This window comes from Pseudomonas sp. S3_A03 (genome assembly GCF_054668275.1).
The window spans coordinates 2,401,521-2,423,044 of the sequence record NZ_CP162753.1; the positions used below are offsets into that span (position 1 = coordinate 2,401,521).

Here is a 21,524-nt window from a genome sequence, read left to right on the forward strand (position 1 = left end):
CGCTATCGGGAGCAAACCCCCCTCCCACACGTTGGAACCGTGTTCATCCAGCTATTCATGAGGGTGTGCGGTTGCGCCGGGTCTCGATGATGTTCGGCAACTGGGAAATACGCCCCAGCAACCGCCCCAACGCGTCCAACCCCGGGATCTCGATGGTCAAGGACATCAACGCCGTGTTGTCCTCTTTATTCGAGCGGGTATTGACCGCCAGTACGTTGATCCGCTCATTGAGCAGTACTTGCGACACGTCACGCAGCAAACCGGAACGGTCGTAGGCACGGATGATGATGTCTACCGGGTAGGTGAGCACCGGCACCGGGCCCCAACTGACCTGGATAATCCGCTCCGGCTCGCGCCCACCCAGTTGCAGCACCGAGGCACAGTCCTGGCGGTGAATGCTCACGCCACGGCCCTGTGTGATGTAACCGACGATGGCGTCGCCCGGCAGCGGCTGGCAGCAACCGGCGATTTGCGTCAACAGGTTGCCCACGCCCTGGATCTGGATATCGCCGCGCTTGCCGGGCTTGTAGCCGGTGGCTTTGCGTGGGATCAGTTCCAACTGTTCGTTACCGCGTTCGGGCTCGACCAGTTGCTGGGCCAGGTTGACCAGTTGCGCCAGGCGCAGGTCGCCGGCGCCAAGGGCGGCGAACATGTCTTCGGCGATCTTCATGTTGGCCTTTTCGGCCAGCTTGTCGAAGTCCACCTGAGGCAGGCCCAGGCGCGCCAGTTCGCGTTCGAGCAAGGTCTTGCCGGCGGCGACGTTCTGGTCGCGCGCCTGCAGCTTGAACCAGTGCACGATCTTAGCCCGCGCCCGCGAGGTGGTGATGTAACCCAGGTTCGGGTTCAGCCAGTCGCGGCTTGGCGTGCCGTGTTTGCTGGTGATGATCTCGACCTGCTCACCGGTCTGCAGGCTGTAGTTGAGCGGCACGATGCGCCCGTTGATCTTCGCGCCCCGGCAGTTGTGGCCGATTTCGGTGTGTACGCGGTAGGCGAAGTCCAGCGGCGTGGCCCCCTTGGGCAGGTCGATGGCGTGGCCGTCGGGGGTGAAGATATAGACCCGGTCCGGCTCGATATCCACCCGCAGCTGTTCGGCCAGGCCGCCGATGTCACCCAGCTCTTCATGCCATTCGAGCACTTGGCGCAGCCAGGAGATTTTTTCTTCGTATTGATTGGAGCCGGCCTTGACGTCGGTACCCTTGTAGCGCCAGTGCGCGCATACGCCCAGCTCTGCCTCTTCGTGCATGGCGTGGGTGCGGATCTGCACCTCGAGCACCTTGCCCTCGGGGCCGATCACCGCCGTGTGCAACGAGCGATAGCCGTTTTCCTTGGGGTTGGCGATGTAGTCGTCGAACTCCTTGGGGATGTGCCGCCACAGGGTGTGCACGATGCCCAGCGCGGTGTAGCAGTCGCGCATTTCCGGCACCAACACGCGCACGGCACGCACGTCGTAGATCTGGCTGAAGGCCAGGCCCTTGCGCTGCATTTTGCGCCAGATGGAATAGATGTGCTTGGCGCGGCCGCTGATGTCGGCATCAACGCCGGTGGCCTGCAATTCGGCACGCAGTTGGCCCATCACGTCGGTAATGAAGCGTTCGCGGTCGAGCCGCCGCTCATGCAGCAACGTGGCGATCTGCTTGTATTGATCGGGCTCCAGGTAGCGGAAGGACAAATCCTCCAGCTCCCATTTGATATGGCCGATACCCAGGCGGTGCGCCAACGGCGCGTAGATGTCGAAGACTTCGCGGGCGACGCGGTTGCGCTTTTCGTCGTCGGCGGTCTTCACCGCACGAATCGCGCAGGTGCGTTCGGCCAGCTTGATCAGCGCGACGCGTACGTCGTCGACCATCGCCACCAGCATCTTGCGCAGGTTCTCGACCTGGCCCTGGGTGCCCAACACCAGGGACTGGCGCGGGCTGAGGCTGGCGCTGATGGCAGCCATGCGCAGCACGCCGTCGATCAGCTTGGCCACCACGGAGCCGAAACGCTGGCCCACGGTGGCCAACGGGATGTGCCCTTCGCGCACGCCGCGATAGAGCACGGCGGCGATCAGCGAATCCTGGTCCAGCTTGAGGTCGGCGAGGATCTCGGCGATCTCAAGGCCGGTGCGAAAGCTGGAAGTGCCCTCGGCCCACAGGTTCTTGGCCGCATTGTCTTGCTGTTCAGACTCACGAGCGAACTCGCAGGCTGCTTTCAAGGCTTCACGGTCCAGTGCCGGATCGACACTGACGGCATGATCCAACCATGCCTCGAGATTGATACTGCCGTCAGTGTTGATCGGCTGGTGTGCTCTCACCTGTACCATCTTGCTTACCTTCCCTATGACGCATCTTCGATGCGCCAGAATCATCGCCGACCTTTTACTGCGAGCTCCGTGGCAGTTCACAGGCCTTGGAGAACGCAGGCCAGTCGGATTAAACGGGCATCCTAGCCCGCTTCAAATAACGCCATGGCCTCGACATGCGCTGTCTGCGGAAACATGTCGAGGATCCCGGCACGTTTTAGCCGGTAGCCTTGCTTGACCAACTCAACTGTGTCCCGCGCCAGCGTGGCGGGGTTGCAGGACACATACACCAGGCGCTTGGCCCCTAGAGTGGCGAGCTTGCGCACAACCTCATGGGCACCATCGCGGGGTGGGTCCAAGAGTACCGCAGAAAAGCCCTGTTTGGCCCATTCCGCGTCAGTCAAAGGCTGGGACAAATCGGCCTGAAAAAACTGCGCATTATGCAAATTGTTGCTGAGGGCATTGTGTGCCGCCCGGTCCACCATGGTCTGCACACCCTCCACCGCCACCACTTCCCGCGCCTGCTTGGCCAGCGGCAAGGCAAAGTTGCCCAGGCCGCAGAACAGGTCCAGAACCCGCTCATCAGGCTGCGGTGCCAGCCATTCCAGAGCCTGGGCAACCATCGCCTCGTTGACCCCGGCATTGACCTGCACGAAATCTCCTGGCCGGTAAGCCAGATCCAGATCCCATGCGTCCAAGCGAAAACCGAGGGCCTGATCGGGCTCGACGGGTTCCGGCCGGCCTTCGCCATGCAGCCATAATTGAGCCTCATGAAAGCTGCAAAATTCTTTCAAGACGTGCAGGTCCGCTTCGGACAGCGGCGCCATATGCCGCAGCAACACGGCGATGGACGAACCGCTGAACAGCTCCACATGCCCCAGCGCCTGGGGTTTGCTCAGGCGGCGCAGCATGTTCGGCAAGCGCTGCATGATCGGTTGCAAGGCCTGTACCAGCACCGGGCAATCATCGATGGCGACGATATCCTGGCTGGCCACGGCGCGAAAACCCACCTCGAGTTTTTTCGCCTTGGCATCCCAGCGCACAGCCACGCGGGCGCGGCGTCGGTAGCCAAACTCCGGACCACTCAAAGGTGGCGCCCACTCTTGCGGCTCGACACCGGCCACTCGGGACAGTTGTTCGGCGAGCATGCGCTGTTTCAGGGCGAGTTGTTCGTGGTGGGGCAAGTGCTGCACGCTGCAACCGCCACAGCGGCCAACATGCGCGCACGGCGCCGGACGACGCAGTTCGCTGGGCTTGAACACCCGCTCCGTGCGGGCCTCGACCACTTTGCCATGGGCCCCCAACACGCGCGCTTCGACATCTTCGCCGGCCAGCGCGCCATTGACGAACCAGGTGCGGCCTTCAAAGAACACGATGCCACGGCCGTCGTTGGCCAGCCGCTCGATGGTCAGGCGTTGCTTCTTGCCCACTGGAACCTGCGGGGCCCGGCTGCCGCCCGTCGGTTGGAAGCGCAGGCCTCTCTCGTGCTTGGCCATCAGTTGGGTTCGTCGAAGATGCCGGTCGACAGGTAACGGTCGCCTCGGTCACAGATGATCGCGACGATCACCGCGTTTTCCACTTCTTTGGAGAGGCGCAACATACCGGCCACGGCACCGCCGGACGACACGCCGCAGAAAATACCTTCTTCACGAGCCAGACGGCGAGTGGTGTCTTCAGCCTCACGCTGGGCCATGTCGATGATGCGATCCACCCGCGCAGCGTTGTAGATCTTCGGCAGATATTCTTCGGGCCAGCGGCGAATACCCGGGATGGCCGCGCCTTCCATCGGCTGCAGGCCAACGATCTGGATCGCCGGGTTCTGCTCCTTGAGGTAGCGCGAGTTGCCCATGATGGTGCCGGTGGTGCCCATGGAGCTGACGAAATGCGTGATGGTGCCCTGGGTCTGGCGCCAGATCTCCGGGCCGGTGCTGGTGTAGTGCGCCTCGGGGTTATCGCCGTTGGCGAACTGGTCCAGCACTTGGCCACGGCCTTCGGCGGCCATACGCTCGGCGAGGTCGCGGGCGCCTTCCATGCCCTCTTCCTGGGTCACCAGCACCAGCTCGGCGCCATAAGCGGTCATCGCCGCCTTGCGCTCGGCGCTGCCGTTGTCGGGCATGATCAGCACCATCTTGTAACCCTTGATCGCCGCAGCCATGGCCAGGGCGATTCCGGTATTGCCCGAGGTGGCTTCGATGAGGGTGTCGCCGGGCTTGATCTGCCCGCGCAACTCGGCACGGGTGATCATCGACAGCGCCGGGCGGTCTTTTACCGAGCCGGCCGGGTTGTTGCCTTCGAGCTTGAGCAACAGGGTATTGCTGGTTTCACCCGCCATGCGTTGCAAGCGGACCAGGGGCGTGTTGCCGACGCAATCGGCGATTGTTGGGTACTGCAAGGTCATGGCGTATTCGCAATCCAGACTGCGGGGCGCACATCATACCGGGAAAGGCCGGCGGGCCATATCACGCAAAGTACGGTGCTTATGGCTTAAAGGCATAAGGTGACTGTGAGGGGGCCCATCGGGGCAAGCCCCCCTCGGTGAACCTGCTAGCCAGGCCGACCGTCACCATGATTTTTATGGAAGACCTCATCACCCATCGCCGCAATCTGCCCCTCGATCAGCGCTTCAAAGGGTTTGAGCAACGGCTCGAATGACAAGGGCGCTTCCAATACCTGTAACGCCTGCACGATGGCTTCAATGGTCGACAATGCCCCCGGCCCCGGCGCCTTGCGCAGTCGATAACGCGAGACGCCGCCATCGGCCAACGTCACCCGTGGCAATGCGGCCAGCAACGGGTTGAGATGCAGCAGCTTGCGCGCCTTGCGCCAGGTGCCGTCGGGCACCACCAGCAACAGCGGTTGCTCATCAGGCGCATAGGTTTGCAGCGGCTGGGCGTCGTCGGCGGGAAACAACAGCCGGGCCTGATAACCGGGCGGGGTCAATAGCGTGGCCAGGTCATCGAATACCTCCCCCACCACCAATCGCGCGTTATTGAGACCCAACGCCGCCAACCGCGCGGTATTGAGCGCATGGTTGACCTCGCTCGGGTGTTGCAGCAACAGCACGCGGGTGCGGCTGTCGAGGGTGGGGATTAGCGCGCAAAGGCAATGGGTGACGGGCCTGAGGCAACGGGAACACTGGGGTCTGGACATGGTTTTTCAGGCCTGGTTGAGCTGTGCTTTGAGTAGATCGCGAAACGTTTGGATCAGCGGCTCGCGGCTGCGGCCACGGCGCATGATCATTGAGAACGGCGCCTGGTAACCGAAGGTCGCAGGCAGCAGCACGCGCAAATCGCCTTTATCCGCCCAGGCCTGGGCGTAGTGCTCCGGCAGGTACCCGATGTAGGCACCGGACAGGACCAGGATCAGTTGCGCCTCCATGCTTTCCACCGTGGCGGCGCTGTGCTTGAAGCCGTGGCGCGCCAGCTCCGCCTGGCTCCAGTAGCCGCGCCCGACCATGCGCTGCTGAGTGATCACTGGCTCGGGAATGCGCCGCTCATTGAATAGCGGATGCCGCGTGCTGCAATACAACCAGTGCTGCTCGCGGTACAGCGGCATGTAGATCAGCCCGCTCATGCGGTTGGAGAAAGCGCCGATGGCCAGGTCCAGACGGTTGTCCTGCACGCCCAGTTGCAATTCGTAAGGGCTCATCACCGATAAATTCAGGTGCACCGCCGGGTGTTCCAGGCTGTAGGCGCCGATCACTTCGGCGAACGGCAGAGCCTTGTCGCTGACGGTTGAGTCGAGCACGCCAAGCTTGAGGGTACCGCGCAACTCGCCTTTCAACGCGGCGGCGTACTGCTCGAAGCCTTCGAGCTCAGCGAGCAGGCGCAGGGTTTCCTGATGGAACAACTCGCCCTTGCTGGTCAGGCTGAAGCCGCCCCGGCCGCGATGGCACAGCACCAGCCCGAGTGCCGATTCCAGTTGGCTCATATAAGTGCTGATGGCCGACGTCGACAGGTTGAGTTCGTGCTGGGCATTGGCGAACCCCTGGTGCCGCACGACGCTGACGAAGATGCGCAGCAGTTTCAGGTCGGGCAAGGCGTTGGCCATGAAGGCTCCAGGAACACATTTTGTGGCGAGTTTACCCCAGGCGTTAGTTTAGAAAAATCTGAACTAAGTATTTGCCCCAGCCGATTCTTCCCCGCCTCAGCTTTTCGCAGAATCGGCCCAAGACAAACACAACAACGCTGAGGCACTCCCGTGGACAAGACTTACCATCAACCACTGGGCGGCAATGAAATGCCGCGCTTTGCCGGCATCGCCACCATGATGCGTCTTCCCCACCTGCAAACGGCCAAGGGCCTGGATGCCGCCTTTATCGGCGTGCCGCTGGACATCGGCACTTCGCTGCGCGCCGGCACCCGTTTCGGGCCACGCGAGATTCGCGCCGAATCGGTGATGATCCGTCCGTACAACATGGCCACCGGCGCCGCACCCTTCGACTCGCTGTCGGTGGCCGATGTCGGCGACGTGGCGATCAACACCTTCAACCTACTCGACGCCGTGCGCATCATCGAAGAGGCCTACGACGAGATCCTCGAACACAACGTGATTCCCATGACCCTCGGCGGTGACCACACCATCACCCTGCCGATCCTGCGGGCGATCCACAAAAAACACGGCAAGGTCGGGCTGGTGCACATCGATGCCCACGCCGACGTCAATGACCATATGTTCGGCGAGAAAATCGCCCACGGCACCACCTTCCGCCGCGCCGTGGAAGAAGGCCTGCTCGATTGCGACCGCGTGGTGCAGATAGGCCTGCGTGCCCAGGGCTACACCGCCGAAGACTTCAACTGGAGCCGCAAACAGGGGTTTCGTGTGGTGCAGGCCGAAGAGTGCTGGCATCGCTCCCTCGCACCGCTGATGGCCGAAGTACGCGAAAAAGTCGGCGGCGGCCCGGTGTACCTGAGCTTCGACATCGACGGTATCGACCCGGCCTGGGCACCCGGTACAGGCACCCCGGAAATCGGCGGGCTGACCACCATCCAGGCGATCGAGATCATCCGTGGCTGCCAGGGCCTCGACCTGATTGGTTGCGACCTGGTCGAAGTTTCGCCGCCCTACGACACCACCGGCAACACCTCGTTGCTCGGCGCCAACCTGCTGTACGAGATGCTCTGCGTACTGCCCGGCGTGGCGCATCGCTGATGAGCACGCGCGAGGTACTGCACGCCGCCGCCGTGCTGGTGGCGGCCTTCGCTCGCAATGACCGCGACGCCTACTTCGGCGCGTTCACGGCCGATGCCAGCTTCGTGTTTTATACCCTCCCCGGCCGCTGCTCAGTCGCGAGGCCTACCAGGCGTTGTGGGACGGCTGGCGTCGGGACGAGGGCTTTGAAGTGTTGTCATGCACTTCAAGCAATGCGTTCGTCAGCCTACAAGGTGAGGACGTGGCGATATTTGTGCATGACGTGGCCACCGAGCTGCGCATGAACGGGGAGCAATTCTCTAGCCAGGAACGCGAGACCATTGTCTTCAAACGGCAAAGGCTGCGCGCACAACAAAAACAAGGCCTGTGGCTGGCCTGTCACGAACATTTGTCCGCTATGCCGGAAGGGCTGCCGCCCCCTTAGCCAATGTGATCGGAGCTGATCATGAATAATAAAAACAACGACAACAGTATTCGCAAAATAGAAACCAACGGGGTCGAACAGATCCCGGACCACGAACGTACCGCCAGCCCCACGGATCTGTTTCGTCTGATCTTCGGCGGTGCCAATACCTTTGCCACCGCCGTACTGGGCGCGTTCCCGGTGCTGTTCGGCCTGTCGTTCCAGGCCGGTGCCTGGGCGATTGTGCTGGGCGTGCTGGTGGGCGCGCTGATCCTGGCGCCCATGGGTCTGTTCGGGCCAATCACTGGCACCAATAACGCGGTGTCTTCCGGTGCGCACTTTGGTGTGCATGGGCGGATTGTCGGCTCGTTCCTGTCGCTGCTGACGGCAATTGCCTTCTTCTCACTGTCGGTGTGGAGTTCAGGCGATGCGCTGGTCGGCGGTGCGAAACGTCTGGTTGGCCTGCCGGAAACCGACCTGACCCTGGGCTTGGCCTATGGCCTGTTCGCCGTGCTGGTGCTCACCGTGTGCATCTACGGGTTTCGCTTCATGCTGTGGGTCAACCGCATCGCGGTGTGGGCGGCGAGCCTGCTGTTCCTGTTGGGGATATTCGCGTTCGCGAAGGCTTTCGACAGCCACTTCGCCGGCAGCGTCGCCATGGGCCAGCCCGGGTTCTGGGCGGCGTTTATCGGTGCGGCGCTGGTGGCCATGAGCAACCCGATTTCCTTCGGCGCGTTCCTCGGTGACTGGTCGCGCTACATTGCGCGTGAAACGCCGAAAGCGCGCATCCTTCTTGCCGTGATTGCGGCACAGATCGCCACGTTGATTCCGTTCCTGTTCGGCCTCGCCACCGCGACCATCGTGGCGATCAAGGCCCCGGACTACATCGCGGCCAACAACTACGTCGGCGGTCTGCTGGCGGTGGCACCCACGTGGTTTTTCCTGCCGGTGTGCCTGATCGCGGTGATTGGCGGCATGTCTACCGGCACCACCGCGTTGTATGGCACCGGGTTGGACATGTCCAGTGTGTTTCCGCGCCTGCTGTCAAGGGTCAAGGCCACGTTGCTGATTGGGGTGATGTCGATTGCCTTCATCTTTATCGGACGTTTCGCCGCCAACCTGGTGCAAAGCGTGTCGACCTTCGCCGTGCTGATCATCACCTGCACCACGCCGTGGATGGTGATGATGATCATCGGCCTGATCGCACGTCGCGGTTTCTACTGCCCGGATGACCTGCAAGTGTTCACCCGCGGTGAAACCGGCGGGCGCTACTGGTTCAGCCATGGCTGGAACTGGCGTGGGCTGGGGGCGTGGATCCCAAGTGCGCTGGTGGGCCTGTGTTTCGTGAATCTGCCGGGGCAGTTTGTCGGGCCGCTGGGCAATTTGGCCGACGGCATTGATATCAGTTTGCCGGTGAGCCTGGGGTTGGCGTCGGTGGTGTACCTGACGTTGCTGCGCCTGTTTCCGGAACCGGCTGCGGTGTATGGCCCCGAAGGGCCGCTTCGCAGCCCAGCGGGAGCAAGCTCCCTCGCCACAACGAGCGCACCTACAACGTAAAAAATCGGATCTTACCTGCGCCGAGGACGACGCTGCTCGTCATCTGTACGAATTGGCACGGGCTGCAGCGGCGGCTCGATCAAGCCCAGGGCCACGCCGAGGTCATGGAGCCAGTTCTGGATTTTCTCTTTCATGATTGCCCCCTTTGAGGGTAGTACGGTTCGGCGCAGTTTTGTCGCCTTTTCCTACATAGATAGTAGCCCTAAGTCCTACGTATTGCTTGTACGAAACCACAACGAACTATTACTGGATTCATCCAAATGCTGACGGACCGGTCAAGCAATGGCGCGCGTGTCGTTCGCCAACGCGGCCGTGCCTTCTTGCTGCAGGTCGATCCATGCATTGAGGTTAGCGCCGAGCATACCCTTTCGCCACATCAGCCAGGTTGTCGCAGTGGCAAAATGCCCAGTCAGCGGATGAACGGACACGCTGTCCTTGCCGGGCAGGCTGTCGAGCATGGACTGGGACATCAACGCCACACCTGAACCGGCGATCACACAGGCGAGCATGCCTTGGTACGACTCAATCTCAATGGCCCGCCCCATGGGCACGTGTTCGTTGGAGAACCAGTTTTCCAGACGCGTGCGATAGGCGCAGCTGCGTCGGAACGTGAATACCGAGCGCCCGATCACATCCTGAGGACCCTGTACGGGTGGGTGATCGGCTTCGCAGATCAGCACCAGTTTTTCCTCGCACAATTGCACGCCGTCCAAGGTGGCGATGGTCACTGGGCCGTCCACAAAGGCTGCATCCAGGCGCCCGGTGATCAGCCCTTCCAGCAGCTCACCGCTGGGCGCGGACTGCACCTGCAAATTCACCATCGGGTAAGCCTTGTGATAACGCGCCAGCAGCCCGGGTAAATGCACTGCGCCGGTGCTGTACATGCTGCCCAACACGAAGTCGCCGACCGGCTGCCCTCCTTGCACGGCACCGTGGGCTTCGTCGTGCAGCGCCAGCAGGCGAGCACTGTAGTCCAGTAACACTTTGCCCGCAGGAGAAAGCTGCAAACGCTGGCGTTCGCGTATGAACAGGTCAACACCGAGCTGCTCTTCCATCTGTTTAAGTCGGGTCGACAGGTTCGACGGCACACGGTGCAGGCGCTCGGCCGCCCGGGTAATAGAGCCTTCTTGCGCCACGGCCTGGAAAATGCGCAATTGACTGAACTCCATACCTTTCTCCAAAACTAAACAAGTTGCTCACTATTATTCAATTTTACAGAAAGTCAATCCACCTTAGGCTGAAGGTCATTCGTTTTCTCAGCAGGACACTGACCATGTCACCCCTCACTCGCTTACTCGCCAGTTGTATCGCCCTGATGATGGCCATGGGCATTGGCCGCTTCGCCCTCACCCCCCAAATGCCCCATATGCTGAGTGAAGGGCAGATCGACCTGACCGACGCCGGCCTGATCGCCGCCGCGAATTACCTCGGCTATTTGGTGGGCGCGGTGGATTCGATTTTCGCCCGCAGCCATCACCATGTCAGGAGCCGGCTGTACGCGGGGCTGTGGCTATGTGTGCTGCTCACGTTCGTGTCGTACTGGGCCCATGGCTTCTTGCCGCACCTGTTATTGCGCTTTGGTACCGGCGTGGCGAGTGCCTGGGTATTGGTGATGATCACCAGCCTGAGCCAGCCGTTGGCGATCGCTGCCGGACGCCCGCACCTGGGTGCCCTGGTATTTGCCGGGCCGGGACTAGGGATTTTGTTGACCGGTTTGCTGGCGCTGGGCTCAAACCTGCTGGGGCAAAATTCCGCCACGTTGTGGCTGCTGTATGGCGCCGTAGCGCTGGCGATGTTGCTGGCGATCCTGCCGTTTTTACCCAAACCCTGCGCCAGCGCCCCGTCCCCCCACCACAGCGCTTCGGGCAACGCCGGCAGCATCACGCACCTGTGCTGGGTTTATGTGCTATTCGGGCTGGGCTACATCATTCCGGCGACCTTTCTGTCACAAATGGCCAGCGCGCAGTTCAACGGTGCCTGGCAGGCCGACCTGTTCTGGCCATGTTTTGGCCTGATCGCCGCGATTGGCGTGGGAGTCGCAAGCCTGCGCCGCAAGGACCCGACCACTACACGTCGCTGGCTGATGACCACGTTATGGCTGCAAGCGGCCGGGGTGTTCGCCTGCTTGCTGGGCAATGGCTGGGGGTTGGCACTGGGCGTGTTGCTGTGCGGCGGGCCATTTCTGGCGTGCATGCAATTGGTGATGGCCCGTCTGCGCGATGTCGCGCCACAAGGCTACCAGCGCAGCACCGGGTTGCTCACCGCCAGCTTCGCCATCGGCCAATTGGGCGGGCCATTGCTGGCCTCGGTGAGCAGTCACCTGAGCGGCGGCCTGCAACCGGCGTTGGTGGTCGCCGGTGCAGGCCTGTTACTGGCGGGAGGCGTGTTGGTCAGCTGGCAACCAACGGTGCAGGCGCGCGAATCTGTTCACGCCGTGACAGCACCAGGAAAAACAACCCACCCAGCAAGCACCCGGTAAACCAGGCGAAGTTGGCCAAACCTTGCAGCGCCGGCGTGAAGGTGATCGCGACGCCCGTCAGCGTCGCGGGCACCAGCGCCTTGATCGCCGTCCAGTTCACGCCGCCGTCAAAGTAGTAACGCCCATTCGCGCTGTCGTCGAACAGCGCATCCACGTCGATCTGCTGTTTTTTGATCAGGTAAAAATCCACCAGCAAAATCCCGAACAGCGGCCCGATGAACGCCGCGAGGATGTCCAGGGTGTAATGGATCATCAGCGGGTTGTTGAACAGGTTCCACGGGGTGATGAAGATCGAGGCCACGGCGGCGATCATCCCGCCGGCGCGCCAGCTGATTTTGCTTGGCGCCACGTTGGCGAAATCGAAGGCCGGCGAAACGAAGTTGGCGACAATGTTGATGCCGATGGTCGCCGTCACAAAGGCAAAGGCGCCCAGCAGCACGGCCATGCTGTTGTCGATGCGCGAAACGGTGGCGATCGGGTCATGAAGCATTTCACCAAACACCGGCAAGGTGCCCGAGACGATCACCACGGTGACCAGGGAGAACGCCAGGAAATTCACCGGCAAGCCCCAGAAGTTGCCGCGCCGCACGTCTTGCATGCTGCGGCAGTAACGGCTGAAATCGCCGAAATTCAGGGTGGGCCCGGAAAAATACGACACCACCAACGCGGTGGCCACGATCACTTGACCAACCGCTTGCCAGCCCGACAGGGCCTTTTCCGACAGCGTAAAACTGATATTCGCCCAACCGGCCTTCCACACAATCCAACCGGCCAGGGCAAACATCACCGCATACACCACCGGCCCGGCCCAGTCGATAAAGCGCCGAATGGATTCCATGCCGGCCCAGAACACTGCAGCCTGCAGCACCCACAGGCTAAGGAAACCAAACCAGCCCAGGTAAGACAGACCGGCGAAATGCGGCTCTGCATACACCGCCATCTGTGGGAAAAAACGCAGCACCACAATGATCAAGGCGCTGGAGGCAAGGTAGGTCTGAATGCCGTACCAGGCAACCGCAATCAAACCGCGAATCACCGCAGGAATGTTCGCGCCAAATACACCAAACGCCAGTCGGCAAATCACCGGATAAGGCACCGCCGCCTGTTGGCTGGGTTTGGCCACCAGGTTGGCGACCAACTGCACGATGCAGATGCCGGCGAGCAAGGCGATCAGCACCTGCCAACTGGCCAGGCCCAAGGCGAACAGGCTGGCGGCAAATACATAACCCCCGACGCTGTGCACGTCGCTCATCCAGAAGGCGAAGATGTTGTACCAAGTCCATTTTTGCGGCAGTGGGCCCAGGTCTTGGTTGTACAGACGCGGGCTGTAGCCTTTGGGCAATTGTTCGGTCATCGCTGGCTCCTCGAAATACCAGCCCGCGCTTCCGTTGCGGTGGTGCATACGGGAGGCGGCATGGTTTGTATACGAGGCAGTCAGCAGAATACGTGCCAATAGCACACAATCCCTCTAACACGGGACACCAAAGACACTGACGTGGGTTTAGTCGTAAGGGCTACGCTCAGCAACGGTGCATAGGGATCCTGTACACAATCATCGGTGCACCCGTTGTGCACACAAGTAGCCAACCGTGCAGCAAGCGGCGCTCAGGAAGGTTCCCCAGACCATGTCCATCAGCGCCAACCCGGCGGACCAGCCTTGCAGCGTGGCCCAATTGCTCAGGTCATACGTGCCGTAGGCAACCAGGCCAAGCAGCGCCCCCAGGCGCGCAGAACGCTGCCAACTGACGCTGGGCAAGACCACGAACACCACGCAACCAAGAACGTATAAGAGATAGAAGAGTACAGCGGGCAACAGCCGTGGCTGATCGAGCATCAGCGGGCCCAGCAGGGATTTGTAGGTAGGGCCCATGAGGACGCCGAGCCAGAGCCCGTCCAGGATCAGAAAGGCGAGCAAAGTGCCGAGGTAGGCAAACAGTATTTTCTTGGACATGGACGCAGCCTCTGTAGGCGCCGATTGGCGCCTACAAAAGAGCAAAGCGCATTCAGCTTAGTTCAATGCGATCGGCATGAATCACAATCTGGCCCTGTTTGTAGAGCGCACCAATGGCTTTCTTGAAGTTGCCTTTGCTCACGCCGAACAAGTTGCTGATCAGCACCGGATCGCTCTTATCGCTGACCGGCAGGGTGCCGTTGTTTTCGCGCAACTTGGCGAGGATCTTCGAGTTCAGGCTGGAGGCCGCTTCCTGGCCAACCGGCTGCAGGCTCAGGCTGATGTTGCCATCGGCGCGGATCTCTTTGATAAAACCTTTCTCTTCCTTGCCTGGGCGCAGGAACTTGAACACTTCGTTCTTGTGGATCAGGCCCCAGTGCTTGTTGTTGATGATCGCCTTGAAGCCCATGTCAGTGGCTTCGGCCACCAGCAGGTCGACTTCCTGGCCGACCTGGTAGTTGGCCGGGGTTTTGTCCAGGTAGCGGTCAAGACGTGCGGTCGCGGTAATACGCTTGGTGTGCTTGTCGAGGTAGACGTGCACGACGCAATATTCACCGGCGGTCAGCTGACGCTTTTCTTCCGAATACGGCAGCAACAGGTCCTTTGGCAAACCCCAATCGAGGAATACACCAATACTGTTGACTTCCACTACTTTCAAACTGGCGAATTCGCCAACTTGAACTTTGGGTTTTTCGGTGGTCGCGATAAGTTTGTCATCGCTGTCCAGATAAATGAAAACGTTAAGCCAGTCTTCATCTTCACTGGGAATATCTTTGGGGATATACCGATTAGGCAAGAGGATTTCGCCATCTTGCGCACCATCGAGGTACAAACCAAAGTGAGTGTGTTTAACCACTTGCAAGCTGTTGTAGCGCCCGACTAAAGCCATTTCCAATACCCTCATTGCGTGGGCGGCATTCTACCCGAGTTGCGCCCGCCACGCGCGCGCACCTGAAAAATCGCGGCCTGGCGTGGCCTTCCAGTGGCACCGCCCCGCTCGTCCGATCAATCGGCTGAATTTCGTTACCCCCGCCAGCGCCGATTCGCCGCGTGGTTTCGAGTTAAAACAGTAAGTTAGCGGCTAATTTCCAACAGCAAGTTTGCCGATGATTCGACGCAACGCTTATTCCTGGGGGGATATTTACCAAGCAATTGTCAAGTATTTCCTGTACGATGCCTGGCCAAGTTAATTTTCTACAGGTTAGTGGCCGCCATGCGCGTAAAAGCATCCAACAGCAAAGCAAAGCCAGCTCCCGCCGTTGAAACCAGCGAATCGATCAACAACCAAATCGCGGCTTTCCTCAAGTCCGGTGGCGAAATCCAACAAATTGCCAAGGGCGTCAGCGGCCAGACTTTCGGCCCATCCAAGCAGATCAGCCTGGGTAAAAAGTAAAGCCTCGCAACATGCCTGGTCCCTAAGCGTCTTGTTCTCAAGGCGCTAGGACTAGAGTCCGCAATACCTCGCCCACCGATTCAATATCGTGCTAATCGACGAACGGGCCTCACCGCCTGGCATACGTCGGTATCCTTGCACACGTCTAGCACGGGCATCTGCCCGATTTTCCCGTTACTGCTCCTCGCTTTTCATGGAGTGAAGCATGCTTAAACCCTGCATTTTCCTGGTCTGTGCCTTAGTGGCTTGCCCCCTCGCCGAAGCGCAGATTTTCCAGCGCGAGTTGGGCGACTTCGACCTCAAATTAGGCACCACGCCCAGCCGCAGCATGGCCCAGGGCCTGGTCAAGCCCACCTCACCGGGCAGCGATTCGTTCCATGGCGGTCTGGACCTGAGCCACGACAGTGGGCTGTACTTCGGTCAATTTTCACCCAACATGGGGTTTTCTTCGGCCAATACCCTCGAAGTCGACTCCTATATGGGTTTCAAACATCCCTTCGACCAGACACTGGGCTACGAAGTGGGGTTGATTCACTACAGCTATCCCAAGCTCAGCCCACTCGACAGCCAGGAGTTCTACGGCGGCCTGAACCTGCTGGGCAATCGTTTCGGCGCCTCGTTCAGCAACGATCCGGACCGCCAGGACAGCACCCTGTTCGCCGACCTGGGCGGCACCCAGCCCTTCGGCATCGGCGTGAGCATGAAGTACACCACCCATCAATTGGGCACCCCGGCCTCGGTGGAGGGCGGCACCATCAGCAGTTTCAGCGACTGGTCGGTGCAGTTCTCCCGCGCGTGGAAGGGCGTTGACCTGAACCTGATCTACAGCGACTCCAGCCTCAGCGGCGGCGATTGCTCAGCCTATTCAGGGCACAATTCGCAATGCGACGGCCTGTTGACCTTGAAGGCCGTGCGGCCGTTTTATTGATGGGCTGAACTGTCGCCCTCGGCGTGGGTTCACATGCATTAACCCACTCTGCGCCAGGACCTACCCATGCTGCGTCGGCTCAAACTGCTGGTGATACTGCTTACCCTGAGCCTGGCGCTCGCCGGCTGCAATCGCGTAGGCCTGGCCTATCGCAACCTGGATGTGATCATCCCCTGGACCCTCAACGACTACCTGGACATGAACGCCGGGCAAAAGAGCTGGTTCAACGACACGCTCAAGGAACACCTGGCCTGGCATTGCACCACGCAATTGCCCGGTTACCTGGACTGGCTCGACCGCCTGCAACGGATGGTCGATGACAACCAGGTCAACGACGCCGCGCTGCAAAGCCGTACCCTCGAGGCCAAACAGGCCATCGCCGACGTCGCCCGCGAAATCACGCCGTCAGCCATCGAGTTGCTCCAGGGGCTGGATGATCAACAAGTCCAGGATATGAACGAGGCGTTGGCCAAGGACCTGCGCAAACGCCAGGACGAATACCTCAAGCCGCCGCTGGCCGAGCAAATCAAGCAACGCGCCGAGCGCATGACCAAACGCCTGGATACCTGGATGGGCCCGCTCAGTGCCGGCCAGCAGAACCGCGTCATGGCCTGGTCCATCGCCCTGGGTGAGCAGAATACGCAGTGGATAGGCAACCGTGCGAACTGGCAGGCGCAATTTATCGACGCCGTGCGACAACGCCACAACGCCGACTTCCCGCAAAAGATGCAGCAACTACTGGTGGACCGCGAAAGCCTGTGGACGCCCGAATACCGCGCCGCCTATGCCCAGACCGAAGCCGCCGCACGCAGCCTGCTGGTCGATCTGATGGCGCAAAGCACTGCGCAGCAACGCCGCAAGCTCACGCAAAAAATCGACGGCGTACGCAGCGACTTCAAGGCACTCAAATGCCTGAAGAGCGCCGCGCCCTAAACAGGTGACAGTGTCCCCAGCCAGGCCACCAAGCCGAGTATCAGCACCACGGCGCCAAACTCCAGGGCCATGCTGCGCCGCAGTGCGGCAATGGCCGGCGCAGTGTCGCCCGCCGCTACGGCGCGTTGCAGAAACGGCGTGAGATGAAAGCGATTGAGCGCCGCCAGCCCCAACATCACGCCGAACAAGCCCAATTTCAGGCTCAACAGCAACGCGTAGATGCCGCCGGTGAGGCCGTCCAGATTCGGCCCCACCACCCATAGATAATTCGCCACCCCGCTGACGATCAGCACGGCGACGAACCCCGCGCCGATTCGCTCGAACCCCGCCAATGCAGCGGCCAATGCCTCAACGCGGCGCGCGTCCGGCACCGACGCGCGCATCAGCAACAGGCCAAACGCCGCCAACGCACCCACCCACCCCGCCGCCGCCAGCAGGTGCGCACCGTCGCTGAGCATGTGCCACACCCCTTGCGCGCCCTCGTGCATCGCGCCGTGCCCGCTCCACATCAGCGTCACCAGGGCAACACCGCCAAACAGCGTGGCCAGATGCAGGCTGGCGCTGAAGGCGACCAGCACCAGCGCCGCCAGGCGCAGGCACGCTGTCCATCCCAAGTCTGTCTGCGCCAGCATCATGTACAGGTGCGGCCACAACGTCGGCCAATCCGTGGCTCCGCTCATGGCCTGGGTGATGCTCAACATCGATGCGATCGACAGCAACACGCCAAGGCCCGCCGTACACCCCAGCAGTCTCTTGAAATTCAACAGCGTACGCTCTGCGGCCTTCAGCCCGTAGAGGCCAAAAAGCCCCAGGCCAAACACCAGCATCAGGTCCAGATAAAGCGCGAAGCGCAACAGGATTTGGCTCAGTTCGCTCATGGCTGGACGCTGAACACGACGTTACCGGTGATCGGGTGGGTATCGGATGACACCGCGCGCCAGTCGACCCGGTAGGTGCCTGCCGTCAGCGCAGACGCAGGCTTGATCAGCATGACTTTGGGGTCAGTGCCCGCCGCCACACTGGCCTTCACCGGCATCGGCGAATTGGGCATGCCGGGCATATCGGTCATGGTCAGCTTGGCCCCGGAAAACTGCGTCAGCAGGTTTTCCGAGAAGCGCAGTTCAATCACCCCCGGCGCGGCCCCCTGGGCACCGGCCGCAGGGGCGGAGGACAGCAGTTTCGGATGGGCCGAAACCGACACGCTGAACATTAATCCGGCCCATAGGGCACCTCCCGCTAACGCAGTTTTCAACATCGACATGCAAGGCTCCAGGCCGCTCCAGGCGGCGAGTTATAGGTATAAGAAAAAGCTCAAAACCACAGGCGCACACCGACGACCCAGCGCCATTGGCTGATGTCTTCGTCTTCTTCCCGGGCGTAGTGCGCCGTCTGGCCATAGGTGCGGTTCCAGCTGACACCCACGTAAGGCGCAAACTCCCGGCGTATTTCGTAACGCAAGCGCAGGCCCAGTTCGCTCTGCGACAAGCCCGCCCCCACGCCACGCTGCGGATCGTTTTGCGCATAAAAGTTGAGTTCGGCGGTCGGCTGCAGAATCAGGCGATTGGTCAGCAGGACGTCGTAATCCCCTTCCAGCCGCGCGGCGGTGCGTCCCGACTCGCCGACAAACAGCGTCGCCTCGGCTTCGACGTTGTACAGCGCCATGCCCTGCACACCGAACGCGGCCCAGGTTTGGCTGTCATCGGGCTTGAAGTCCTGGCGCACGCCACCCACCACATCCCACCATGGGCTGATCGCATGCCCCCACAACGCCTGGGCTTCGGCGCTGTCGGTACGCCCGGCGCTGCGCTCGCCTTCGCTGCGCAGCCACAGGCGGTCGACGTCACCGCCGACCCAGCCCTTGACGTCCCAATTCAGCGCCCCACTGCCTTCACCGCCCTGCCATTCCAACTGGTTGAACAGCAGCATCGAATGCACGGCACTGTCATGCACGTTGTGCCCGCCCGGCTCGTTGTACACCGCCGCGCGGTCCGCGTCGGTCAGCACCGGGATCGGCGTGCGGCTTTCGGTCAACGCCGGCACTGCGGGGCTCATCCCCTGGAACTCTTCTTCGGCGGTCGCCAGCGAACTGAACACCAGCGCCATGCAAACCGCTAAAACCCGGTGGCTCATATTCGCTTCCTTATTCATGCACGCGCACTTCACGGAACATGCCCATTTCCATGTGGTACAGCAGGTGGCAGTGATAGGCCCAGCGGCCCAAGGCATCGGCGGTCACGCGGTAACTGCGGCGCGACCCCGGCGGCATATCAATGGTGTGTTTGCGCACCTGGAACTGGCCGTTCTCGTCCTCCAGGTCGCTCCACAGGCCATGCAAGTGGATCGGGTGACTCATCATGGTGTCGTTGACCAGTACCAGCCGCACGCGCTCGCCATAGGTGAGTTGCAGAGGCTCGGCATCGGAAAACTTCACACCATTGAATGACCAGGCGAACTTCTCCATATGCCCGGTGAGGTGTAACTCGATGGTACGCGCGGGATCACGGCCATCAGGGTCCTCGAACGTGCTGCGCAGGTCGGCGTAGGTCAGCACCCGCCGGCCGTTGTCGCGCAGGCCGATACCGGGGTCGTCGAGCTTGGGCAGCGGGTTCATGGCCTGCATGTCCACCAGCGGGTTGTTTGCCTCGCTGGCCGGGTGCGCCTGCATCGGCATCGCGCCCATGCTGTGGTCCATGCCTTCCATTGCGGGCATATCCGCCATGGCGCCGTGGTCCATGCCGCCCATGCTCATGTCTTGCATGCTCAGCCAGACACGTGGGTCGAGCGGCGGCACCGGGGCCACCGCGCCGGCCCGCCGGGCCAGGGTGCCTCGGGCATAGCCGGTGCGGTCCATCGATTGGGCAAACAAGGTGTAAGCCTCGGCCGTGGGCTCCACCAGCACATCAAAGGTTTCGGCGACCGCGATGCGCAACTCGTCCACGCTCACCGGCGTCACCGGCTGGCCGTCGGCGGCGATGACGGTCATTTTCAGGCCCGGAATGCGCACATCGAAATAGGTCATCGCCGAGCCATTGATAAAGCGCAGGCGAATCGTTTCCCCGGCCTGAAACAGCCCGGTCCAGTTCCGACCGGGCGGCTGGCCGTTGAGCAGGTAGGTGTAGGTTTGGCCGCTGACGTCGGCAAGGTCGGTGGGGTTCATCTTCATCTGCGCCCACATCCAGCGGTCGGCAACGGTGGCCGACCAGCCCTGCTTGCCCACATCGCGCGCAAAATCACCCACGGTAGGTTTGTGCAGGTTGTAGTAATCGGACTGCTTTTTGAGGGTCTTCATCAGGGCCACCGGGTCTTCGTCGGTCCAGTCCGACAGCATCACCACGTAATCGCGCTGATAGGTGTAAGGCTCCGGCTCCCTGGGGTCGATCACCAAAGGGCCGTACACGCCCTGTTGCTCCTGGAACCCCGAATGGCTGTGGTACCAGTAGGTGCCGTGCTGCCTGAGCGTGAACTGATAGACAAACACGCCGCCCGGCTCGATGCCCTTGAAGCTCAGCCCTGGCACGCCGTCCATGGTCGAAGGCAGCACAATCCCGTGCCAGTGAATCGAGGTAGGCGCGGCCAACTGGTTTTTTACGCGCAGGGTCACGGTGTCGCCTTCGCGCCAGCGCAACAGCGGGCCGGGCAGGCTGCCGTTGATGGTCAACGCGGTGCGCGCCTGGCCGGTAAGGTTGACGACGGTCTGGCCGATGAACACATCAAATTCAGTGCCCGCCAGCACCGTCGGCTGGCCGGGGCTGGTCAGCGCCCACACCGGGGGGCGCCAAAGCCCGAGCCCGCCCAACAGGCCGCCGGCGGCCAGGCCTTTGACGAAAGTACGTCTGGAGGTAGTGGAATGCATGCCGATTCAAGTCCATGAGTTGAATGGCAGCAGATTAGGCGGCGCCGGCTGTCAGCAACCTTAGCGGCAGATTACCGATCCGACAGTTTCGCGCCGGCCAGGCGGGTGCCGGCGCGTGATGAGGTCAGGCGATCTGGGCCTTGGAGGCCACGTCGGCAAATGTCGCTGGGTCCAGCGCATCCGCTTGCTCGTCCAGCACCTGGCGCGGGTGGTCATTGCCCGGAATGGAACTGTCGATCAGCGCCAGCAATTGCGCGCCCAGCGCCGTCAAAATGAAATTCTCGCCATTGCCGCCCTCTTCCTCCGGGCGTGATTCGATAAAACCGCGCTTGAACAGCAACGCCTCGTAATCGGCGGCGGTCTTCTTCAGCGCATCCAGGTTGCCGGTGTCCTCGCCTGCCGTGGCCTTATCCGCTGCTTCCTGTTCGGCGTATTTGCGTGGGGCAAAGCTGCCTTCGCCGTTCTGCACTTCATGCAGCAGACGTTCGATCAAATCCCAGTTGTAAGTCGTCATCCTGATTCCTCCTGCAGGCGAAAAAGTAGCCCGTCATAAGGAGTGACACACCGCGTCGGCAGCCGTTCAGCCAAACGGACG

General features: G+C 61.4%; 21 protein-coding genes and 1 pseudogene. 7 read left to right on the top strand and 15 right to left on the bottom strand.

Translation table 11 applies throughout. The annotated features are described in order from the left end of the window. Window positions 1-55: 55 nt before the first annotated feature. The 5 genes from relA to AB4O25_RS10845 all read right to left on the bottom strand — a co-directional run bounded on the left by relA (window position 56) and on the right by AB4O25_RS10845 (window position 6,331). Window positions 56-2,302 carry a GTP diphosphokinase gene (relA, locus tag AB4O25_RS10825; protein ID WP_017527554.1) on the bottom strand — a complete coding sequence of 749 codons (2,247 nt, stop codon included), beginning with the start codon at window positions 2,300-2,302 and terminating at the stop codon, window positions 56-58. Window positions 2,303-2,424: 122 nt separating this feature from the next. Continuing rightward, window positions 2,425-3,777, bottom strand: a complete 1,353-nt coding sequence (rlmD, locus tag AB4O25_RS10830) for a 23S rRNA (uracil(1939)-C(5))-methyltransferase RlmD (RefSeq protein ID WP_116079389.1) — start codon at window positions 3,775-3,777, stop codon at window positions 2,425-2,427. Further along, window positions 3,777-4,679 carry a cysteine synthase CysM gene (cysM, locus tag AB4O25_RS10835; RefSeq protein WP_017527552.1) on the bottom strand — a complete coding sequence of 301 codons (903 nt, stop codon included), beginning with the start codon at window positions 4,677-4,679 and terminating at the stop codon, window positions 3,777-3,779. Before cysM ends, rlmD begins: the two co-directional genes overlap by 1 nt. Window positions 4,680-4,825: 146 nt before the next feature. Further along, on the bottom strand, window positions 4,826-5,431 hold the full coding sequence (locus tag AB4O25_RS10840; RefSeq protein ID WP_460150851.1) for a tRNA-uridine aminocarboxypropyltransferase: 606 nt from the start codon (window positions 5,429-5,431) through the stop codon (window positions 4,826-4,828). A 6-nt stretch (window positions 5,432-5,437) separates the two neighbouring features. Next, window positions 5,438-6,331 (bottom strand): LysR family transcriptional regulator, encoded by an 894-nt coding sequence (locus tag AB4O25_RS10845; RefSeq protein ID WP_017527550.1) that lies wholly within the window; start codon window positions 6,329-6,331, stop codon window positions 5,438-5,440. A gap of 150 nt (window positions 6,332-6,481) precedes the next feature. Between AB4O25_RS10845 and speB the strand changes: the two genes are divergently transcribed. The 3 genes and pseudogenes from speB (at window position 6,482) to AB4O25_RS10860 (ending at window position 9,392) form a co-directional block, all read left to right on the top strand. Continuing rightward, entirely contained in the window at window positions 6,482-7,432 is a 951-nt protein-coding gene (gene speB / locus AB4O25_RS10850; protein ID WP_017527549.1) for an agmatinase, read from the top strand. After that, window positions 7,432-7,856: pseudogene (locus AB4O25_RS10855) on the top strand (YybH family protein). The gene speB and the pseudogene AB4O25_RS10855 overlap by 1 nt, the downstream one beginning before the upstream one ends. 21 nt (window positions 7,857-7,877) lie before the next feature. Then, window positions 7,878-9,392, top strand: coding sequence for a purine-cytosine permease family protein (locus AB4O25_RS10860; protein WP_017527547.1), 1,515 nt, complete (start codon window positions 7,878-7,880; stop codon window positions 9,390-9,392). An 11-nt stretch (window positions 9,393-9,403) separates the two neighbouring features. Here the strand turns inward: AB4O25_RS10860 and AB4O25_RS10865 are convergent, their stop codons facing one another. Continuing rightward, entirely contained in the window at window positions 9,404-9,526 is a 123-nt protein-coding gene (locus AB4O25_RS10865) for a PA1414 family protein (RefSeq protein WP_003193089.1), read from the bottom strand. 141 nt (window positions 9,527-9,667) lie between these two features. Beyond that, a complete protein-coding gene (gene ptrR, locus AB4O25_RS10870; protein ID WP_065878127.1) occupies window positions 9,668-10,561 on the bottom strand; it encodes a putrescine utilization regulator PtrR in 894 nt (297 codons plus the stop codon). A 104-nt stretch (window positions 10,562-10,665) separates the two neighbouring features. Here ptrR and AB4O25_RS10875 point away from each other — a divergent pair, with 104 nt between their 5' ends. Continuing rightward, window positions 10,666-11,871: an MFS transporter gene (locus AB4O25_RS10875; protein ID WP_017527545.1), complete on the top strand. Its 1,206-nt coding sequence runs from the start codon at window positions 10,666-10,668 to the stop codon at window positions 11,869-11,871. Here AB4O25_RS10875 and AB4O25_RS10880 read toward each other — a convergent pair. From AB4O25_RS10880 to AB4O25_RS10890, 3 genes are all read right to left on the bottom strand, one after another. Beyond that, on the bottom strand, window positions 11,783-13,225 hold the full coding sequence (locus AB4O25_RS10880) for an NCS1 family nucleobase:cation symporter-1 (protein WP_017527544.1): 1,443 nt from the start codon (window positions 13,223-13,225) through the stop codon (window positions 11,783-11,785). The genes AB4O25_RS10875 and AB4O25_RS10880 overlap by 89 nt on opposite strands. Window positions 13,226-13,423: 198 nt before the next feature. Next, entirely contained in the window at window positions 13,424-13,822 is a 399-nt protein-coding gene (locus AB4O25_RS10885; RefSeq protein ID WP_017527543.1) for a DUF2177 family protein, read from the bottom strand. A 52-nt stretch (window positions 13,823-13,874) separates the two neighbouring features. Further along, window positions 13,875-14,711, bottom strand: a complete 837-nt coding sequence (locus tag AB4O25_RS10890; RefSeq protein WP_017527542.1) for a CvfB family protein — start codon at window positions 14,709-14,711, stop codon at window positions 13,875-13,877. A 324-nt stretch (window positions 14,712-15,035) separates the two neighbouring features. On the opposite strand from AB4O25_RS10890, the gene AB4O25_RS10895 reads away from it, so the two are divergent. The 3 genes from AB4O25_RS10895 (at window position 15,036) to AB4O25_RS10905 (ending at window position 17,076) form a co-directional block, all read left to right on the top strand. Next, window positions 15,036-15,215, top strand: a complete 180-nt coding sequence (locus AB4O25_RS10895; protein WP_017527541.1) for a hypothetical protein — start codon at window positions 15,036-15,038, stop codon at window positions 15,213-15,215. Between the two features lie 205 nt (window positions 15,216-15,420). Beyond that, window positions 15,421-16,143: a TorF family putative porin gene (locus AB4O25_RS10900; RefSeq protein WP_065878130.1), complete on the top strand. Its 723-nt coding sequence runs from the start codon at window positions 15,421-15,423 to the stop codon at window positions 16,141-16,143. 66 nt (window positions 16,144-16,209) lie between these two features. Continuing rightward, on the top strand, window positions 16,210-17,076 hold the full coding sequence (locus AB4O25_RS10905; protein ID WP_017527539.1) for a DUF6279 family lipoprotein: 867 nt from the start codon (window positions 16,210-16,212) through the stop codon (window positions 17,074-17,076). Here AB4O25_RS10905 and copD read toward each other — a convergent pair. The 5 genes from copD to AB4O25_RS10930 all read right to left on the bottom strand — a co-directional run bounded on the left by copD (window position 17,073) and on the right by AB4O25_RS10930 (window position 21,443). Continuing rightward, complete coding sequence (gene copD, locus AB4O25_RS10910; RefSeq protein ID WP_065878133.1) at window positions 17,073-17,954, bottom strand: copper homeostasis membrane protein CopD; 882 nt, start codon at window positions 17,952-17,954, stop codon at window positions 17,073-17,075. The genes AB4O25_RS10905 and copD overlap by 4 nt on opposite strands. Continuing rightward, on the bottom strand, window positions 17,951-18,337 hold the full coding sequence (gene copC, locus AB4O25_RS10915) for a copper homeostasis periplasmic binding protein CopC (protein WP_017527537.1): 387 nt from the start codon (window positions 18,335-18,337) through the stop codon (window positions 17,951-17,953). Before copC ends, copD begins: the two co-directional genes overlap by 4 nt. A gap of 50 nt (window positions 18,338-18,387) precedes the next feature. Then, entirely contained in the window at window positions 18,388-19,206 is an 819-nt protein-coding gene (locus AB4O25_RS10920; RefSeq protein WP_065878134.1) for a copper resistance protein B, read from the bottom strand. 10 nt (window positions 19,207-19,216) lie between these two features. Next, a complete protein-coding gene (locus AB4O25_RS10925) occupies window positions 19,217-20,929 on the bottom strand; it encodes a copper resistance system multicopper oxidase (RefSeq protein WP_460150852.1) in 1,713 nt (570 codons plus the stop codon). Window positions 20,930-21,053: 124 nt separating this feature from the next. Next, on the bottom strand, window positions 21,054-21,443 hold the full coding sequence (locus tag AB4O25_RS10930; RefSeq protein ID WP_017527534.1) for a hypothetical protein: 390 nt from the start codon (window positions 21,441-21,443) through the stop codon (window positions 21,054-21,056). Window positions 21,444-21,524 lie beyond the last annotated feature (81 nt).

Coding starts and splice junctions, on each gene's coding strand:
- relA (WP_017527554.1), bottom strand. CDS start 2,302: ATGGTACAGGTGAGAGCACACCAGCCGATCAACACTGACGGCAGTATC.
- copC (WP_017527537.1), bottom strand. CDS start 18,337: ATGTCGATGTTGAAAACTGCGTTAGCGGGAGGTGCCCTATGGGCCGGA.
- copD (WP_065878133.1), bottom strand. CDS start 17,954: ATGAGCGAACTGAGCCAAATCCTGTTGCGCTTCGCGCTTTATCTGGAC.
- AB4O25_RS10925 (WP_460150852.1), bottom strand. CDS start 20,929: ATGCATTCCACTACCTCCAGACGTACTTTCGTCAAAGGCCTGGCCGCC.
- AB4O25_RS10895 (WP_017527541.1), top strand. CDS start 15,036: ATGCGCGTAAAAGCATCCAACAGCAAAGCAAAGCCAGCTCCCGCCGTT.
- AB4O25_RS10865 (WP_003193089.1), bottom strand. CDS start 9,526: ATGAAAGAGAAAATCCAGAACTGGCTCCATGACCTCGGCGTGGCCCTG.
- AB4O25_RS10840 (WP_460150851.1), bottom strand. CDS start 5,431: ATGTCCAGACCCCAGTGTTCCCGTTGCCTCAGGCCCGTCACCCATTGC.
- AB4O25_RS10905 (WP_017527539.1), top strand. CDS start 16,210: ATGCTGCGTCGGCTCAAACTGCTGGTGATACTGCTTACCCTGAGCCTG.
- AB4O25_RS10845 (WP_017527550.1), bottom strand. CDS start 6,331: ATGGCCAACGCCTTGCCCGACCTGAAACTGCTGCGCATCTTCGTCAGC.
- AB4O25_RS10880 (WP_017527544.1), bottom strand. CDS start 13,225: ATGACCGAACAATTGCCCAAAGGCTACAGCCCGCGTCTGTACAACCAA.
- ptrR (WP_065878127.1), bottom strand. CDS start 10,561: ATGGAGTTCAGTCAATTGCGCATTTTCCAGGCCGTGGCGCAAGAAGGC.
- cysM (WP_017527552.1), bottom strand. CDS start 4,679: ATGACCTTGCAGTACCCAACAATCGCCGATTGCGTCGGCAACACGCCC.
- rlmD (WP_116079389.1), bottom strand. CDS start 3,777: ATGGCCAAGCACGAGAGAGGCCTGCGCTTCCAACCGACGGGCGGCAGC.
- AB4O25_RS10860 (WP_017527547.1), top strand. CDS start 7,878: ATGAATAATAAAAACAACGACAACAGTATTCGCAAAATAGAAACCAAC.
- AB4O25_RS10920 (WP_065878134.1), bottom strand. CDS start 19,206: ATGAGCCACCGGGTTTTAGCGGTTTGCATGGCGCTGGTGTTCAGTTCG.
- AB4O25_RS10875 (WP_017527545.1), top strand. CDS start 10,666: ATGTCACCCCTCACTCGCTTACTCGCCAGTTGTATCGCCCTGATGATG.
- AB4O25_RS10930 (WP_017527534.1), bottom strand. CDS start 21,443: ATGACGACTTACAACTGGGATTTGATCGAACGTCTGCTGCATGAAGTG.
- AB4O25_RS10890 (WP_017527542.1), bottom strand. CDS start 14,711: ATGGCTTTAGTCGGGCGCTACAACAGCTTGCAAGTGGTTAAACACACT.
- AB4O25_RS10885 (WP_017527543.1), bottom strand. CDS start 13,822: ATGTCCAAGAAAATACTGTTTGCCTACCTCGGCACTTTGCTCGCCTTT.
- AB4O25_RS10900 (WP_065878130.1), top strand. CDS start 15,421: ATGCTTAAACCCTGCATTTTCCTGGTCTGTGCCTTAGTGGCTTGCCCC.